16 protein-coding genes and 1 pseudogene are annotated in these 16,153 nt (G+C 64.8%); 9 read left to right on the top strand and 8 right to left on the bottom strand.

The features are described from left to right. Nucleotides 1-176: 176 nt before the first annotated feature. The 4 genes from LRX77_RS03815 to dnaA all read right to left on the bottom strand — a co-directional run bounded on the left by LRX77_RS03815 (nt 177) and on the right by dnaA (nt 5,665). Nucleotides 177-656 (bottom strand): DUF721 domain-containing protein, encoded by a 480-nt coding sequence (locus LRX77_RS03815; RefSeq protein ID WP_192496584.1) that lies wholly within the window; start codon nt 654-656, stop codon nt 177-179. Then, nucleotides 637-1,869 carry a DNA replication/repair protein RecF gene (recF, locus tag LRX77_RS03820; protein WP_231831553.1) on the bottom strand — a complete coding sequence of 411 codons (1,233 nt, stop codon included), beginning with the start codon at nt 1,867-1,869 and terminating at the stop codon, nt 637-639. The genes LRX77_RS03815 and recF overlap by 20 nt, the downstream gene beginning before the upstream one ends. 9 nt (nt 1,870-1,878) lie before the next feature. Further along, nucleotides 1,879-3,018, bottom strand: coding sequence for a DNA polymerase III subunit beta (gene dnaN / locus LRX77_RS03825; protein ID WP_231831555.1), 1,140 nt, complete (start codon nt 3,016-3,018; stop codon nt 1,879-1,881). A gap of 1,036 nt (nt 3,019-4,054) precedes the next feature. Continuing rightward, on the bottom strand, nt 4,055-5,665 hold the full coding sequence (dnaA, locus tag LRX77_RS03830) for a chromosomal replication initiator protein DnaA (RefSeq protein WP_158030427.1): 1,611 nt from the start codon (nt 5,663-5,665) through the stop codon (nt 4,055-4,057). Nucleotides 5,666-5,964: 299 nt separating this feature from the next. Here dnaA and rpmH point away from each other — a divergent pair, with 299 nt between their 5' ends. From rpmH to LRX77_RS03875, 9 genes and pseudogenes are all read left to right on the top strand, one after another. Continuing rightward, the gene (rpmH, locus tag LRX77_RS03835; protein ID WP_158030428.1) at nt 5,965-6,102 is read left to right on the top strand and encodes a 50S ribosomal protein L34; all 138 of its coding nucleotides are present in this window, start codon (nt 5,965-5,967) and stop codon (nt 6,100-6,102) included. A gap of 5 nt (nt 6,103-6,107) precedes the next feature. Next, entirely contained in the window at nt 6,108-6,458 is a 351-nt protein-coding gene (gene rnpA, locus LRX77_RS03840; RefSeq protein WP_158030429.1) for a ribonuclease P protein component, read from the top strand. Continuing rightward, nucleotides 6,455-6,793, top strand: a complete 339-nt coding sequence (yidD, locus tag LRX77_RS03845; RefSeq protein ID WP_158030430.1) for a membrane protein insertion efficiency factor YidD — start codon at nt 6,455-6,457, stop codon at nt 6,791-6,793. The genes rnpA and yidD overlap by 4 nt, the downstream gene beginning before the upstream one ends. Before the next feature lie 76 nt (nt 6,794-6,869). After that, nucleotides 6,870-7,979: a membrane protein insertase YidC gene (yidC, locus tag LRX77_RS03850; protein WP_231831557.1), complete on the top strand. Its 1,110-nt coding sequence runs from the start codon at nt 6,870-6,872 to the stop codon at nt 7,977-7,979. Then, nucleotides 7,976-8,452, top strand: a pseudogene (locus LRX77_RS03855) (Jag family protein); the annotation flags it as partial. The gene yidC and the pseudogene LRX77_RS03855, both read left to right, overlap by 4 nt. A gap of 125 nt (nt 8,453-8,577) precedes the next feature. Next, nucleotides 8,578-9,252: a 16S rRNA (guanine(527)-N(7))-methyltransferase RsmG gene (gene rsmG, locus LRX77_RS03860; RefSeq protein ID WP_231831558.1), complete on the top strand. Its 675-nt coding sequence runs from the start codon at nt 8,578-8,580 to the stop codon at nt 9,250-9,252. Between the two features lie 54 nt (nt 9,253-9,306). Continuing rightward, on the top strand, nt 9,307-9,492 hold the full coding sequence (locus LRX77_RS03865; RefSeq protein WP_231831560.1) for a hypothetical protein: 186 nt from the start codon (nt 9,307-9,309) through the stop codon (nt 9,490-9,492). A gap of 202 nt (nt 9,493-9,694) precedes the next feature. Then, nucleotides 9,695-10,582 carry a ParA family protein gene (locus tag LRX77_RS03870; protein WP_231831562.1) on the top strand — a complete coding sequence of 296 codons (888 nt, stop codon included), beginning with the start codon at nt 9,695-9,697 and terminating at the stop codon, nt 10,580-10,582. Between the two features lie 331 nt (nt 10,583-10,913). Then, entirely contained in the window at nt 10,914-11,858 is a 945-nt protein-coding gene (locus LRX77_RS03875) for a ParB/RepB/Spo0J family partition protein (protein WP_231831996.1), read from the top strand. A 68-nt stretch (nt 11,859-11,926) separates the two neighbouring features. Here LRX77_RS03875 and LRX77_RS03880 read toward each other — a convergent pair whose 3' ends face one another. From LRX77_RS03880 to trxB, 4 genes are all read right to left on the bottom strand, one after another. After that, nucleotides 11,927-12,940, bottom strand: coding sequence for a D-alanine--D-alanine ligase family protein (locus LRX77_RS03880; RefSeq protein WP_231831566.1), 1,014 nt, complete (start codon nt 12,938-12,940; stop codon nt 11,927-11,929). 92 nt (nt 12,941-13,032) lie between these two features. Then, nucleotides 13,033-14,364, bottom strand: coding sequence for an aminotransferase-like domain-containing protein (locus LRX77_RS03885; protein WP_231831567.1), 1,332 nt, complete (start codon nt 14,362-14,364; stop codon nt 13,033-13,035). Nucleotides 14,365-14,592: 228 nt separating this feature from the next. Further along, entirely contained in the window at nt 14,593-14,916 is a 324-nt protein-coding gene (trxA, locus tag LRX77_RS03890; RefSeq protein WP_231831569.1) for a thioredoxin, read from the bottom strand. Nucleotides 14,917-14,985: 69 nt separating this feature from the next. Continuing rightward, nucleotides 14,986-16,095: a thioredoxin-disulfide reductase gene (gene trxB / locus LRX77_RS03895; RefSeq protein ID WP_269453688.1), complete on the bottom strand. Its 1,110-nt coding sequence runs from the start codon at nt 16,093-16,095 to the stop codon at nt 14,986-14,988. Nucleotides 16,096-16,153 lie beyond the last annotated feature (58 nt).

Raw genomic sequence — 16,153 nt, forward strand, 5'->3', positions numbered from 1 at the left:
CTCCTGGTTCTGTGGTGTGACCGACTCTGACGCAGAATCGTCACAGCCCAACTCGCCCATTCTATCAAGAATCCGCCTCAACGGGCCGTACCGCACCCTCAGAGCGATTCACCGTGCCTCCGCGTACTCACCCACGCCAGAGAGACGGGTTCGCGTTGAGACGCCGCTGGCACGATTCACCCGTAGGTGTCTCGCGGCCCGCGCCCGTTCACCGAGCGGATGCCTCGCTTCCACGAGGGCGCATCCGGCCCGATGAAGCGCATGTCGGTGACCTCGACCTCGGGCAGCAGCTCGGCGATGCGGCCGATCAGCCGGCTCTTCATCAACCGCAGGCTCGCCGCCCACGAGGTCGATTCGCAGCGCACCTCGACCACGGTTCCGTTGAGCCTCGCGCTGGTGCGCTGCGCGACGTCCTCGCCCACGATCGTGTGCCATTCGCTCGCCAGCCGCGCCTTCTCGAGCGTCGGCTCCCAGCCGCGATCCTGGGCGAGGCGACCGAGCACCTGCCCGATGCCGCGAAAGTCGCGACCGGCGGCGAAGGGCTCGTCCGACCCGTCGCCGCGCAGATTCCGGCTGCCCGGTCGGGCGCCGCGGCGGGCGAAGACGCGTCGCATGCGCAGATAGACGAGGGATGCCTCATCGCGGATCTCGGCCACCGTCACCTCGCTCTGCACTCGGGCGCGCGTCGTCTGCACTCGGGGCCGCAGCATCCTGCGCTCCGACTTCGACGTTGCCGTAGACGACCCCGTCGCCGGTCAGCTCGCCGTGAGCGACGTGCACCGTTCTCGTCTCACGATCGCCGAAGCTCGGCACGTCGTCAAGCACCGCAGCGGTGATCAGCACCTGCTCGTAGCCTGCCGCCAGCTCGATGAGACGGCTGCGCCGAGCGCTGTCGAGCTCGGCGAACACGTCGTCGAGAATGAGCACAGGGTCGCCTGCTGGAGAGGCCTGGCGCAGCGCTTCGGCTCCGGCGAGCCGCAGTGCGAGAGCCAGCGACCAGCTCTCGCCGTGGCTCGCATACTCACGGGCGGGCAGGTCGTTGATCGACAGCAGCAGGTCGTCGCGATGCGGCCCGACCGTGGTGACGCCTCGGTCGAGGTCGGTGTCGCGGGCGGCGCGCAGGCGCTCGGCGAACGCGGTGCGCACATGCTCGATGTCGTCTGGGCGGTCGGCCGCAGTGTTCGTGACCAGCTGCGCTGTGGCCCTGGCATCGGTGTCGGCGATGAGGTCGTAGAGGCGGTTGAGCGGTTCGGCCAGGCGTGCCACCAGATCGGCGCGCTGCACCAGCAGCTGGGCCCCGAGGTCGACGAGCTGCTCATCCCAGATGTCAAGGGTGTTGAGCCCTGCAGCCGCGGTGCGTGCCGCCCGCGCTGACTTGAGCAGGGTGTTGCGCTGCCGCAGCACACGCTCATAGTCGCCGAGCGTCTCGGCGAAACGGGCTCGGGTTCCGATGCAGAGCTCGTCGAGAGCGCGACGCCGCACCTCGGGACCGCCCTTGACGAGGGCGAGATCTTCGGGCGCGAAGAGCACCGTCGAGAACTGCCCCTGCGCCTCGCCGACGCGTTTGGGTGCGCGGTTGATGCGGATGCGATTGGGGCCGTCGAGATTCAGCTGCGCGTCGATCTGCAGCTGGCGCCCCTCGTGCAGCACCGTCGCACGCACCACGGCCTGGCGCCGGCCGGCACGCACCATGGGTGCGTTGCTCGAGACCCGGTGCGAGCCGAACACCGAAAGATAGCGCACAGCCTCGACGAGGTTGGTCTTGCCCTGGCCGTTACGACCGGCGAAGACCCAGATCTGTGGCCCCAGCGTGAGCTCGGCGCGCGTGTAGTTGCGAAAGTCGTGCACCTGAAGCGACTGCACGTACACAGCGGCTCGCTAGCGCAGCAGCAGATTCGGCTGCAGCAGGTACTTGAACGCACCGGGCTGCTCGCCGTCTTTGCTGGTCTGGCCGGTGATCAGCACAGGGCCGGGCTTGTGCGGGTTGTCGGTCTTGGTGAAGGCCATCTTGGCGAACTCGCAGCGGGTGGAGTTCAGACCGTCGATCAGAAACTGCGGCTTCATCGAGATGACGACCTCGTCGCCGGTGAGGAACGCCTCGACGCGCTCCCGAGCCTGTGCCTGGTCGTTGCCGGCCGCGTCGAGCGTGACGCCGTCGAGGTTGAAGGTGAAGCGCAGCGGGCTCTCACGATCGAGCACCAGCGAGACGCGGCGCACGGCCTCGATCAGCTCGGCGGTGTTGACCACGGCGTAGTTCTCGACGGTCTCGGGGAACAGACGGCGCACGGGCGGGTAGTTGCCCTTGATCAGCAGCGAGGTGACGGTGCGTCGGTTCGCGCTGAACGCGATGATCTCGCGATCGTCGTTCTTGATCAGAGCGACCTTGACGCTGCCCTGGTGGGCGAAGGTCTTGGCGACCTCGTTGAGTGTGCGGGCAGGCACCAGGGCGTTGCCCTCGGCCTGGCCGTCGTTGTTCCACTCGATGCCGCGCACCGCGACGCGGTAGCGGTCGGTGGCCAGGAAGGTCAGTTCGCTCTCGTCGATCTCGATCTGCACACCGGTGATGACCGGGGTGACGTCGTCTCGCGAGGCGGCGACGGCGACCTGGGCGATCGCATCGGCGAACTTCTCTGCGTCGACGGTGCCGACCCACTGGTCGATCTGCGGCAGGCTCGGGTACTCCTCGAGCGGCATGGTGTAGAGCTCGAAGCGCGCAGCGCCGCTGACGACCAGCAGCTTGCCGTCTTCGAGCGAGAGGGTGACGTCGTCACCGGGAAGCTTCGACGAGATGTCGGCGAGCAGACGGCCGCTGACCAGCACGCTGCCCTCGGTCTCGATGTCTGCGGCCACAGCGGTCTGCGATGAGACCTCGTAGTCGAAGGTGGCCAGATGCAGGTCGCCGCCATGCGCTTCGAGTAGAACGCCCCCGAGAATCGGCAGGGTCGTGCGCTGCGGCAGCAGCTTCACCGCGAAAGAGACAGCCTCTGCGAGCAGGTCACGGTTGATCTGGAGTTTCACGGATGCCTCTCTGTCGGAACTGCTGTCTTGGCCGGCGCATACCGGTGCACTCGTGCGAGGTCTCGTCGCTGAGACGATCGTCTTCGGCCTGGTGTGCGGCGTGTCGCCGATCACAGGCACGGAGGTACTGGTATGCGCGTGAGCGCACCCACCATCTTCGCACAATTCCGTGCCGACACAATTCTGGTGTGTTCGCGTGCGAGTCAGGTGCTCTGTAGATGCCGCTGGAACCTCGCTGAAGACTGTGCAGAGCTGTTGTACCAGATCTGAGACGTCTGAACAGACGTTCCTTATTGAGAATCAGCAAGTGAGCGACCGCAGTCGCTCCCGATCAGCACATCGCTCGGGCGTCGGCCGACGACGAGAGTCGAGGTTCGTAGAGAGTTCGCTGTTGAAAGATGTAACTCTGCAAGGTTAACAACGCTTGTGGATTCCGTGCATGACCGGCTGTCGGCTAGAGAAAACGTGGGAACGACATCGATGTAGTTTGTGCACAGCTTGTGGAGAGCACTGTGGAGAAAAAGCGGCTGCTCTGTTCGAGAATGTGGTCTGTGCACAAAACGGGCCGATTTCTCCCCAGTTTTCCCCAGTTATCCACAGATCTGTGGAGAGTTTTGTGGATAAAGTCGTGATTTCGCGGGTTTTCCGAGTTATCCACAGGGTGTGGACAAACCCGTGGATAGTTGGGTTCGCCGAGAACTACATCTGTGTAACTTGTGGAATTCACCTGTGGATTGTGGATAACTCGATTGCCTTCCAGAAACCTGTCGTTCACCTTTTGGGGTCTCCAGGTGCCGGCGTCTCGCGAGAGCTATTCGTCTCCGCCGCGAGCCGAGGCAGCGTGTTCAGAACCCAGCGTGTTCCGGGGCAGAGGCAGACGAGGTGCGAGAAAGACCGGTGCCCGGCCCGAGGTGGATGGTGTTGTGGGTCGCCCTCGTGTGAGAGGAGGGCTGGATGCAGAAGAGGCTGGCGCCGACTCACCCCGGCCCTCCAGCTGAGCGAGGCGCTGCAGGGCCTGTGAGGCCGCGCACGCGGTCTAGCGGTGCGCCTGCTTCACTGCGGTCGAGATATCGGTCACCTGGGTGTAGATGTTCCGCTTCTCCTGCATCAGGCGCGAGATCTTGTTGTTGGCATACATCACGGTCGTGTGATCGCGGTTGCCGAAGATCTGCCCGATCTTGGGCAGCGAGAGGCTGGTGAGCTCACGGCAGATGTACATCGCGATCTGACGAGCCAGGGCGATCTGCTGCGACCGCGAGGTGCCCACGATGTCGTTGACGCTCAACGAGAAATAGGTCGCCGTGGTCTGAATGATCGTGTCCGGGTCGACCAGATTGTCGTCGGCCAGCGTGATCATGTCTTTGAGCGCGGTCTGGGCCAGGGGAAAATCGATCGGCTTCTGCTCGATGCTCGCATAGGCGATCACACGCAGCAGCGTGCCCTCGAGTTCGCGAATGTTCGACGACACCTTGCTGGCGATCAGCTCCAGGATGTCGCCGGGAACCTCCATCTGCTCGCTCTCAGCCTTGCGTCGCAGAATCGCGATGCGCGTCTCGAGATCGGGCGCCTGCACATCGGTCGTGAGGCCCCACTCGAACCGCGAGGTCATACGCTCCTGAAAGCCGGTCAGCTGTTTGGGCGGCAGGTCGCTGGTGATCACCAGCTGCTTGTTGTGATCGTGCAGGTTGTTGAAGGTGTGGAAGAAGGCCTCCTGCGTGGAGTCCTTTCCCTGCAGAAACTGGATGTCGTCGATGAGCAGCACGTCGATGTCGCGGTAGCGAGACTGGAACTCGGCCGCCTCGTTGCGCTGAATCGAGTTGATGAAGTCGTTGGTGAACTCCTCAGAGCTCACATAGAGCACCCGGATGTCGGGAAACAGGCTGATCGCGTAGTGACCGATCGCGTGCAGCAGATGCGTCTTGCCCAGCCCCGACTCGCCGTAGATGAAGAGAGGGTTGTACGCCTTGGCCGGAGTCTCGGCGACAGCGAACGCCGCAGCGTGCGCGAAACGGTTCGAGGCGCCGATCACGAAGCTGTCGAAGGTGTACTTCGGGTTGAGCCGATTGCCGTTGCCGCCGGCCGTCGGCTTGGGGGCGGTCGCCTGCACGGTCGGCACACTCGGTCGAATCGGTGCCGGAGGCGGCGGCGCCGAGGGCTGTGCGGCGGATGCGGCACTTGCCTCCGTCTTGGAAGCGTCGGTCGTGAAACGGCCGGCGGCGCTCGGGGCCGTAGCTCCGAGCTGGGACGCGACTGACGCATCCGCAGTCGATGAGGGAGCCGGAGGATGCGGATCGATGTCGAGCGCGTGCAGACTCGGCTGCCTGGTCGAGGGCTTCTGCGGCGCCTGCTTGCTGACCATCTCGCGCAGCGACGAGTTGACGACCACGGCGAAGCTCGTGATGGCGGGACCGTCGGGCTGAACTGTGGTGAGCGCACGCATCACGGCGTTGCGCGCCCGGTGCTCGATCATCTCGCGGGCGAGCTCGTCGGGCACCTCGAGAAGAATGGTGTCGCCGATGGCGCCTTTGGGGTGGATCAGGCCGATGAAGCCAGAGAGCTGACCGGTGATGTCGGGGTCGGACTGCAGGGCGGCAGCCGTCTGCTGCCAGAAGCCCTCCGGGTCTGCTGTCGCATCGATCTGCGGCATGATGCACTCCCGGCCCTTTTTCACGATTCCACAAGGTTATGCACAGGATTACCCACATGTGTATAACTGTGGAAAGCCACTCGTATTGAGTCGCTCCGGATACGCTAGCGCGGTCAGATGCTCTTCGCAAATCTTACTGAGCGGATTTCGGCGTGTCAGAACCGGGTTTCGCCGGTTCTGTGTGCATGATTGTGGATTGTCATGTTTGTCGGCTTGACCTGTACGGGGTTGATCGGTAGGTTTAACCGCTAGTTGCCCGAGTATATCGGCATGCCCTTTTACCATCTTTCGGAGAGATCATGAGCAAGAGAACGTTTCAGCCCAACAACCGTCGTCGCGCCAAGAAGCACGGCTTCCGCGCTCGTATGAGCACCCGCGCCGGCCGCTCGATTCTGTCGGCACGTCGTCGCAAGGGGCGCACCGAGCTCGCTGCGTAACACGCATGCTCGACCGACCGCATCGACTGAGAACATCCGCTGATTTCTCCAGAGTGAGTCGTCGCGGTCGCCGTCGTGGCACCATGCATCTGTTGGTGCATCTGCTGGCCACCGATGACGACACGACCACGAGAATCGGGTTCGTCACCAGCCGGGCGGTCGGTAATGCCGTTCACCGCAACCTCGTCAAGCGCAGGCTGCGCGAGATCGCTCACGAACTCCTCGACACGATTCCCACGGGATGGCTGATCGTCGTTCGAGCGAAGCCCAACGCAGCGCGTGCCACCTATGCCGAGCTTCGTCGCGAGGTTCGCAGTGCCGTGCTCGGTCGTACCGAATCGAAGAGGGCATCATGACGGTCAGCCCTGTGCCCTGCTCCACTCTGCTGTGCGAGGTCGGGGTCTTCGTCTGGACTGCGCCGCGTCGTCTCGCCGTTCTGGTGCTGCGCGGCTACCGCCGTTTCATCTCTCCGCTCTACGGAGACGTCTGCCGCTACTATCCGACCTGCTCGGCCTATGCGCTCGAAGCCTATGCGCGCCGCGGGTTCGTGATCGGCACGGGACTCACTGTCTGGCGCCTGCTGCGCTGTCAGCCCTTCTCAGCCGGCGGCGTCGATCCGGTACCGCAGAGGCGGCATGAATCACAGCATGCGCATCACGACGACGGTCAGCACCGGCACCCGATGCAATGACCAGATCGTCGTGTCGAGACGTCGAGCGCTTGACACCCCAATGACCAGCTGACCGCTTCAGACGAAAGAAGAACACGTGGATCTCATCGGTAGCATCCTGTGGCCCATCAAATGGCTCATCGAGCTCGTGCTCGTGAGCTGGCACTGGGTCTGGGTCAACATCTTCGGCATGGGGGCATCTTCGGGCTGGGCATGGACGCTCTCGATCATCGGGCTGGTGCTCATCGTGCGCGCTGCGATGATTCCGCTCTTCGTCAAACAGATCAAGTCTTCGAGAGCGTCGATGGAGCTCGCACCGAAGGTGCGTGCGCTGCAGCAGAAGTACAAGGGCAAGAAAGACCAGCTCTCACGGCAGGCGATGGCTCAAGAGCAGATGGCGCTCTACAAAGACGCGGGCACGAACCCGATGGCCGGCTGCTTGCCCATGCTGGTGCAGATGCCGGTGTTCTTCGGCCTCTACACCGTGCTGCATGAGGCTGCTCAGGGGCACAGCGGCATCGGTGTGCTGAACGGCGATCTCGCCAATGACTTTCAGCATGGATCGATCTTCGGGGCACAGCTGTCAACCACACTGATGAACTCGATCAATGCTGATCCGATTCAGTGGCAGGTCGTACTGCTTGCCGTCGTGCTGGTGATCTTCATGGTCTCGTCGCAGCTCTACACGAGTATTCAGATCATGGGCAAGAACATCTCTGAAGAGACGAAGGCGTCTCCGATGTTCCGGCAGCAGAAGATGCTCATGTACGGCATGCCGTTCCTGATGATCTTCTCAGGCGTCGCTTTCCCCATCGGTCTGCTCATCTACTGGTTCACCTCGAACCTCTGGACCATGGTGCAGCAGGCCATCGTCATTCGCAGCATGCCCACGCCGGGCAGTGTCGCCTACTTCGCACGTCAGAGTCGCCTCGAGGCCAAGGGCAAGCTGACCGATCGCCAGCGCGAAGAGCTCGCGAAGCACGAGGGCCGTGGCCAGGGGCAGCGTCAGCAGCCGGTCGGCAAGAGCCGCGCGAAGAAGCAGATCACCTCGCAGGGCGGTCAGTCGAACGAGCAGCAGGCCGGCGCGAACAGCGGCCAGTCACCCGAGAGCGCAAGCCATCAGGATGGCACGGGCCAGCAGAACTCCGGTCAGGGCAAGGGCAAAGGCTCGAAGTCGAGCCGAAGCAAGAGAAAGGGCAAGCGATGAGCGACGAGCAGAGCAGCGAGACGCGCAGCACACTCGAGATCGAGGGCGATGTCGCGGCTGACTACATCGAGGAGTTTCTCGACATCGCCGACTTCGACGGCGACATCGACATCGAGGTGCGCAGCGGGCGGGCGTACATCGGGGTGAACTCCGAAGACGAAGACTCGAACCTATCGACGCTGGCGTCGCCGCGCGTGGTGTCGGCTCTGCAAGAGCTCACGCGGCTCGCTGTGCAGCAGAAGACCGGCGAGTTCAGCCGCCTGGTGCTCGACGTGCAGGGCTCTCGCGAGCAGCGTGAGCACGAACTCGAAGAGCTCGTGCACGATGCTGCCGACCGGCTGCAGGCGGGCGACGACCGCGTCGCACTGCCCGGCATGTCGTCGTATGAGCGCAAACTCGTGCACGACTTCGCCCGGGCTGAGGGTCTCGAGAGCGACTCCGAGGGCGAGGGCCGCCTTCGCCACGTTGTGCTGATGCTCGGCGGCGACGCCTCCACAGGTGAGGCGCCGGTCGACTCGACGCAGGACGCTGTGTCGGGTTCGGCTGCTGAGCCCGAGGCGGAGAGACAGGATTCGTCCGCGGACGAGGCCTCGAACTGATGTCGAACGACCAGAGCGATCAGCAGCCGATCGGCGAGCTCGAAGAAGAGCCCGCCGTCGTCGCCGAACGCTTTCCTGCGGTGCGTGCGCAGCTGGTGCAGTTCGCCAACGACCTCTATGAGCAGGGCGAACGCTTGGGCCTGCTTGGACCGCGCGAGTACGGGCGCCTGTGGAGTCGACATCTGCTGAACTGCGCGGCGGTCGAAGAGCGCATCCCCGAGGGGGCGCGTGTCGCCGACGTCGGCAGTGGGGCGGGTCTGCCGGGGCTCGTGCTGGCGATCCTTCGACCTGACGCCGAGTTCACGCTGATCGATCCGATGGAGCGTCGCTGCGCCTGGCTCGAAGATGAGAGCGAGCGACTGGGGCTCGCGAACGTGCGGGTGATTCGTGCGCGTTCGCAAGAGGTCGCCGACGAGGTCATGGTCGACGTCGTGACGGCGCGAGCGGTCAGTGCGCTGAAGACGCTGATCGGTTGGACGGCTCCACTGCTGCGGCCCGGCGGGTCGCTGGTGCTGATGAAGGGCCGCTCGGCCGCAGCCGAGATCGAGGCGGCAAGCAAGCCGATCCGCAAGTTCGCCCTGCACGACGTTCACGTCGAGCATCTCGGCGTCGACTACCTGAGCGAGCCCACGACGGTGGTCTGTGCGACGCTGCCGACCATCGAAGACGACTGAGCTCAGAGCACGGTCGCATCAAGAGAGCGGTCACGAAAGCGAACGGAGTATGTGATGAGTGACGAGAGCACGCAGTTGCCAGAGGCGCCGGCGGATGTGGCGAAGGGGCTCGGATCTCCCACCGGCGCACCAGACGGCGCGCAGGGCCTGGGCTGGCCTCGTGAGTACCCGGTGGGCGAGACTCCTGATCTCGAAGACGCGGATGGCGTGCCTGGGCCCGGCTTGCAGCAGGAGTTCTGACTTCGACGAGGTCGACGTTTCACGTGAAACCTGCGGCGGAACACACCACGCACATCGGCGTCTGAGCTGAGAATGTTTCACGTGAAACACCGACGTCGTGTCAATGTCGGCGCCGGGCACTAAACTGAACACGTCCAATGATGACCCGGCGGGCTTGCGCCTCGGGCATGATCTCAAGATCTCGAGCGAGGGTGAAACGCGCGTGGAATTCGATGACTCGACACCGCTGGCCAAGGAGCTGGCCAATCTGTCGAGACGCCGCAAGGCCGTGGCCGAACTCGACTTCAGGAAGCCGAGGCGTACGCGCGTCTTCAGCGTGACGAACCAGAAGGGCGGTGTCGGCAAGACGACGTCGACCGTCAACCTGGCTGCGGCCCTAGCGCTCAACGGCATGCGCGTGCTGGTGATCGACCTCGACCCCCAAGGCAACGCCTCGAGCGCACTCGGCGTGAACATTCGCGAAGGCGGCGTCGGTATCTACGACGTGCTGATCGGCGATGCCCAGCTGGGCGATGTGATCGTTCCCAGTGCCGAGAACGACCAGCTGTTCTGTGCGCCGTCGAGCATTGACCTGGCCGGCGCCGAGATCGAACTGGTGTCACTGCCCTCCCGTGAGTATCGACTGTGGCAGGCCATTGACGGTCTGACCCAGCACCGTGAGACGCACTTCGACTTCATCTTCATCGACTGCCCGCCCAGTCTGGGGCTTCTCACCGTGAACGCATTCGTGGCCGCACACGAAGTGCTCATTCCGATTCAGTGCGAGTACTATGCGCTCGAGGGGCTGAGCCAGCTGCTGAAGAACATCCTGTTGATCAATGATCAGCTCAACCCAGATCTCTGTCTGAGCGCGATTCTGCTCACGATGTACGACAAGCGCACGCGTCTCTCTGAAGAGGTCGCCGAAGAGGTGCGATCGCACTTCACCGAAGAGACACTGCAGGCGGTGATCCCGCGCACGGTTCGCATCGCCGAGGCCCCCAGCTACGGGCAGAGCGTCATCGCGTATGATCCGGGGTCAAGGGGAGCGATCTCATACATTGAGGCGGCTGCAGAGCTTAGCCAGCGAGAGGAGCATCATGGCCGGTAGAAGAGGTGGTCTCGGTCGCGGCATCAGCTCGCTGATCCCCACGCACACTGAGCAGCGCACAGGCGGGCGACCTGAGACATCAGACGCACGCAAACGTCCGGTCGACGTCTTCTTCGACGGGGCACCCGCAGGCGGTCAGGCGCGCTCCGATGTGGCAGCCGCAGAGGCCGCTGAGCGCGGTTTCGAGGCCTCCCGTCGGGGTAGTCAGCGCGATAGGGCCGATGCCTCGGCAGAAAAGACCGGCAAGGCGAAGGCGGGCAAGAAGAGCCGCCGGGCGAAGGCAGGTAAGCCTGTGCCCGCACCGAGCCCCGCCTCGGTGGCCGACACTGACGTGCACATCGAGGTCGTCGAGCAGGAGCGTGACACTGCTGCATCGGCCGTGCTGCGTGCCGCCGATGAGGCCGCTGCCGCCGAAGGCCGAGTCGCCGACGCAATTGCACCGGCAGAGGCCGAGGTCGATCTCGCCGCGGTACCCGGGCTCACCCTCGTCGAGGTCTCGCCTGAAGAGGTGGTGCCGAACCCGGTGCAGCCTCGCAAGGAGTTCGACCAAGAGGCGCTCGACGAGTTGGTGCACTCCGTGCGCGAGTTCGGGGTGCTGCAGCCGATCGTGGTTCGTCGTCGTGACGAGGGCGGCTACGAGCTGATCATGGGTGAGCGCCGTCTGCGCGCCTCGAAGGCAGCCGGTCTCGAGGCGATTCCCGCCATCGTGCGTGAGACTGCCGACGAAGACATGCTGCGCGACGCGCTGCTCGAGAACCTGCATCGCTCGAATCTGAATCCGCTCGAAGAGGCGAGTGCCTACCAGCAGTTGATGCAGGATTTCGGCATCACGCAGGAGCAGCTCGCTCAGCGCATCGGCCGGTCTCGACCCCAGGTGAGCAACACCCTGCGTCTGCTGAGATTGCCGACCGGCGTGCAGTCGAAGGTGGCTGCAGGCGTGCTGTCAGCCGGTCACGCCCGTGCGCTGCTCTCTCTGGCCCAGACGCACGACATCGACAAAGTAGCCGACAAAGTCATCCACGAGGGCTTGAGCGTTCGTGAGACCGAGCAGCTCAGCGAGCGTTCTCCACGGCGTCAGGCAAAGGCCAAAGCGCGTGCCGGGGGAGTCCAAGACCAACTGCATGAGGTCGCCGAGCGTCTTGAAGAGCATCTCGACACCCGTGTGCGCGTCTCGCTGTCGAAGAAGAAGGGCCAGATCGTCATCGATTTCGCAACGGTGGGCGATCTGAACCGCATCGTCGGAGCACTCGGTGTGAAGGGTTTCGGAGAGCACTGATCGGCAGTCGCCCGCTGTCGACGATATGTTTCACGTGAAACAGATCGCGACAGCCCCGTGCAGTGGGTTCAGGCCTGTGAGCGCGCGATGGCCGCACGAGCGATGTCGAGATAGACCTCGCCCTCGGTGAGACCCGCGCCGCGAATGGCGAGCGGTGCGAGCGAGGTCTCTGTCGCACCGGGTGTGACGTTGGCGTCGATGAACCAAGGTGTGCCCGCTGCGTCGACGATCAGGTCGATGCGGCTGAAGTCGGCGAGTCCGAGGGCGGTGTGCACGGCGATGGCATCCGCAGCCACACGATCGGCGACATCTTCGCCGAGCCGGGCGGGCACGTAGAAGTCGGTGTCGCCGGCGGTGTACCGGGCCTCGTAGGTGTAGCGCCCCTTCACCGGGCTGATCTCGACGATGGGCAGGGCAACCGGTCCGTCGCCGGTGTCGATGATGCTCACCGCGACCTCGGTGCCGCTGACATGACGCTCGACGAGCAGGCCGTCTGCGTAGCTGTACGCGTCGACCAGCGCACGCGGCAGCTCGTCGGCGTGCTCGACGACTGAGACTCCCTGTGCCGACCCGCCCTTGACCGGCTTCAGCACCAAGGGGTACCCGAAGCGTTCGGCCACTGCCGAGAGAACACTGTGCGCGTCGAGTTCGCTGAACGTCTCACGGGGAAACACTGCGCATTCCGGAGTGTGCACGCCGGCGCGGCGGGCGATCTCCTTGGCAGTGGGCTTGTCCCACGCGAGACGTGCCGCCGCCGGGCCGCTGCCGACATAGGGAATGCCGGTCAGCCGCAGCACGTCGCGCAGTGCGCCGTCCTCACCGCTTGCGCCGTGCAGCACCGACCAGATGACGTCAGGTGAGGCGGCGGTGATCTCGTCGAGCAGACGGGCGTTCGGCTCGAGCACACGGGTCTGCGCGCCAGCGCGGCGAATCGCCTCGGCCACGCGGTTGCCGCCTCGCACCGAGACATCGCGCTCATGAGAGATTCCGCCGGCGAGCACCAGAACATTCAGCGCGCCGACCTCGCTCTCGCTGACGTCACTGGTCGTGGCGCTGTCGCTGCTGACGTTCTCTGCGGTCATCGGTCTGCCTCTCTCAATCTCATCACGGTCGCATCGCGGGATGCGATGCTCGTCCACGGCCTTCGGCTTGCATCGGGTGCGTGGTTCTGCGTTCAGACGGTGTCAGGCGGGGGAGTGCTCACCCCGTGCGCGGCGTCGTCGCGAGGGCGCGGCGAGGTTCCGAAGGTGGCGATGAGATCCCGCTCTCGGTGCACCACGCGGCTGAGTCGCTCGATGCCCGTGCGAATCTCTGCCGGAGTGGGGTAGCAGAACGAGAGCCGGATCTTGTCCCGGCCGGCGCCATCGGCATAGAAGGCGGTGCCCGGTGTGTAGGCGACCAGCTCGTGCACGGCCAGCGGCAGCATCTCTTTGGAGTCGAAGCCCTCGGGCAGCGACAGCCAGATGTAGAAGCCGCCGTTGGGATGCGTCTTGTCGAGCGTCGGCAGGAACTCGTCGAGCGCCGAGATCATCGCGTCGCGCCGGTCGCGGTACAGCCCCCGGAAGGTGTCGATCTGCCCGCGCCAGTCGTTGTGCTCGAGATATTCAGAGACCATGATCTGGCCGAAGGTCGTCGGCGACAGCACGGCCGACTCGTTGGCCAGCACGAGCTTCTCTCGCACAGCGTGCGGCGCGAGCACGTAGCCCAGGCGAAAGCCCGGCGCGAAGATCTTCGAGAACGACCCCAGGTAGACGACGCCGTCGCTGTCGAGCGAGCGGATGGCCTCAGGGGGCACCCGATCGAACCAGAGCAGCCCGTAGGGGTTGTCTTCGAGCACGAGAATGCCGTGCTGGTGACAGATGTCGAGCACCTCTCGGCGGCGCTCCATCGTCAGCGTCACGCCCGCCGGGTTGTGGAAGTTCGGGATTGTGTACAGGAACTTGATGCGTCGGCCGGCCGCCTTCAACCGCGCGATCGTCTCGCGCAGGGCCTGAGGCTGCAGGCCGTCATCGTCGATCGGCACGTGTACGGTCTCGGCCTGATACGAACGAAAGATGCCGAGCGAGCCGACGTAGCTCGGGCCTTCGGCGATGACGACATCGCCGGGGTCGAGGAAGATGCGGGCCATGAGGTCGACGGCGTGCTGCGAGCCGGTGGTCACGACGACGTCGTCGGGGTGGGCGTGGATGCCCTCCAGACTCATGATGTCGCAGATCTGCTCGCGAAAGCGGGGCATGCCCTGCCCGGAGCCGTACTGCAGCGCCTCGCCGCGACGCGTGGTGGTCGCGATGCGGGCGGCGTCGCCGAGGTACTCCTGCGGCAGCGCCGAGACGAAGGGCATGCCGCCGGCGAGTGACACCACCTCGGGGCGCGAGGCGACGGCGAACAGGGCGCGGACTTCGGAGGCGCTGAGCCCTGAGGCTCGCTCTGCGTACTGGTCGAGCCAGGGATCGAGACGGATTGAGCTCTGCGACGAGTTCGTGGACGGAATTGCATTATCGGACACCGTTGTACCTCCAGATTGCACCAGCATATCCTCCCCATGTGTCGTATGCGTCACAGCGGGCCTGCTCGGAAAGCGTGTCGTCGGCTCTCGCTCGGGCGGTGTGCTCTGCTGTGCGACCGGTCTCGAGGCATGGCTGCACCGCGACGCAGAAACTCCCCGTCGCGCGAGTCTCGAAGGGGTGAGACCCGCACGGCGGGGAGTTTCTGCGCAGAGATCGGTGCGACGCGCTCAGGCGACGTGACCGGCGAGATCCTTCTCGAGCTGTGCCTTGGGGCGTGCGCCGATGACTTCGGCGGCGACCTCGCCCTTCGAGAACAGCTTGAGCGCGGGAATCGAGGTGATGCGGTACTGGCCGGCGAGGTTCGGATTCTCGTCGACGTTCAGCTTGGCGATCACGACCTTGCCCGCGTGGTCGTTCGCGTAGTCTTCGAGCACCGGAGCCATCGCGCGGCACGGGCCGCACCATTCTGCCCAGAAGTCGACGAGCACAGGCACGTCGGCGTCGAGCACCTGCTGCTTGAAGTTCGATTCGTTCACGTTGATGACGGTCATTTCAGCTCCTTTGAGGTCAGCGATGATCTGTCTGTGTCAGATCGTCTGTGTCAGGTGGTCTGTGTCGGCTCAGGCCACGACAGCGGCTTCGGCGGATGCTCTGGTCGCCCCCGCCTGATCGGCCCGGTCGTCGAGGTCGGCGAGGTAGTGCTCGCAGTCGATCGCCGCGACGCAGCCCGAGCCCGCGGCGGTGATCGCCTGGCGATAGGTGGCGTCGAGCACGTCGCCCGCCGCGAACACGCCGGGCACGCTCGTGCGCGAGCTGCGGCCTTCGACCGCGATGGTGCCCTCGGCGGTCAGATCGACCTGATCGGCGAAGAGATCGGTGCGCGGGTCGTTGCCGATCGCGATGAAGAGCCCCTCGATGTCGAGCGTGCGCCGCTCGCCGGTCACGGTGTTCTGCAGCTCGATCGAGCGCAGCGCCTCGTCGCCGTCGATCGAGACGACCTGAGAGTTCCAGACCGGCTCGATCTTCTCGTTGGCCAGAGCGCGCTGCTGCATGATCTTCGAGGCGCGCAGCTCGTCGCGCCGGTGGATCAGGTAGACCTTCGAGGCGAAGCGGGTGAGGAACATCGCCTCTTCGAGCGCCGAGTCGCCGCCCCCGATGACGGCGATGGTCTTGTCTCTGAAGAAGAAGCCGTCGCAGGTCGCGCACCATGACACACCGTGCCCCGAGAGGCGGTCTTCGTTGGGCAGGCCGAGACGGCGATAGGCCGACCCGGTCGAGATGATCACCGAACGGGCCTCGTAGGTGTCGCCGAGGCTGGTGGTGAGCACCTTGGTGTCACCGAGCAGCCTGACGTCGGTCACGTCGTCGTAGACGACCTCGGTGCCGAAGCGCTCGGCCTGCTGCTGCATCTGGGTCATCAGGTCGGGGCCCTGCACACCGTCGGGAAAGCCGGGGAAGTTCTCGACCGCGGTGGTCTTCATGAGCTCGCCGCCGGTCTCGACCGAGCTGGCGATCACCACGGGCTTCAGGCCGGCACGGGCGGTGTAGATGGCTGCGGTCCAGCCGGCGGGGCCGGAACCGATGATGACGACGTCATGCACGCTCATGGCGGAATGTCTCCTGTGCTCTCTCGAAGTGACCGCGGCCGCACGCCGAGTGCCGGCCACGGGGTTGAATCGCAGATCGACACCCAGCCTACGGCTGCTGTCGACGATGCGCTCGACCCACATCTCAGATCAACCTCGGGTCGGGGGCGCCTATTCCCGTCGACGCGCGGGGTTCGGGCGG

Source organism: Pseudoclavibacter sp. 13-3 (genome assembly GCF_021168475.1).
In the GTDB taxonomy this organism is placed as follows: domain Bacteria; phylum Actinomycetota; class Actinomycetes; order Actinomycetales; family Microbacteriaceae; genus Pseudoclavibacter_A.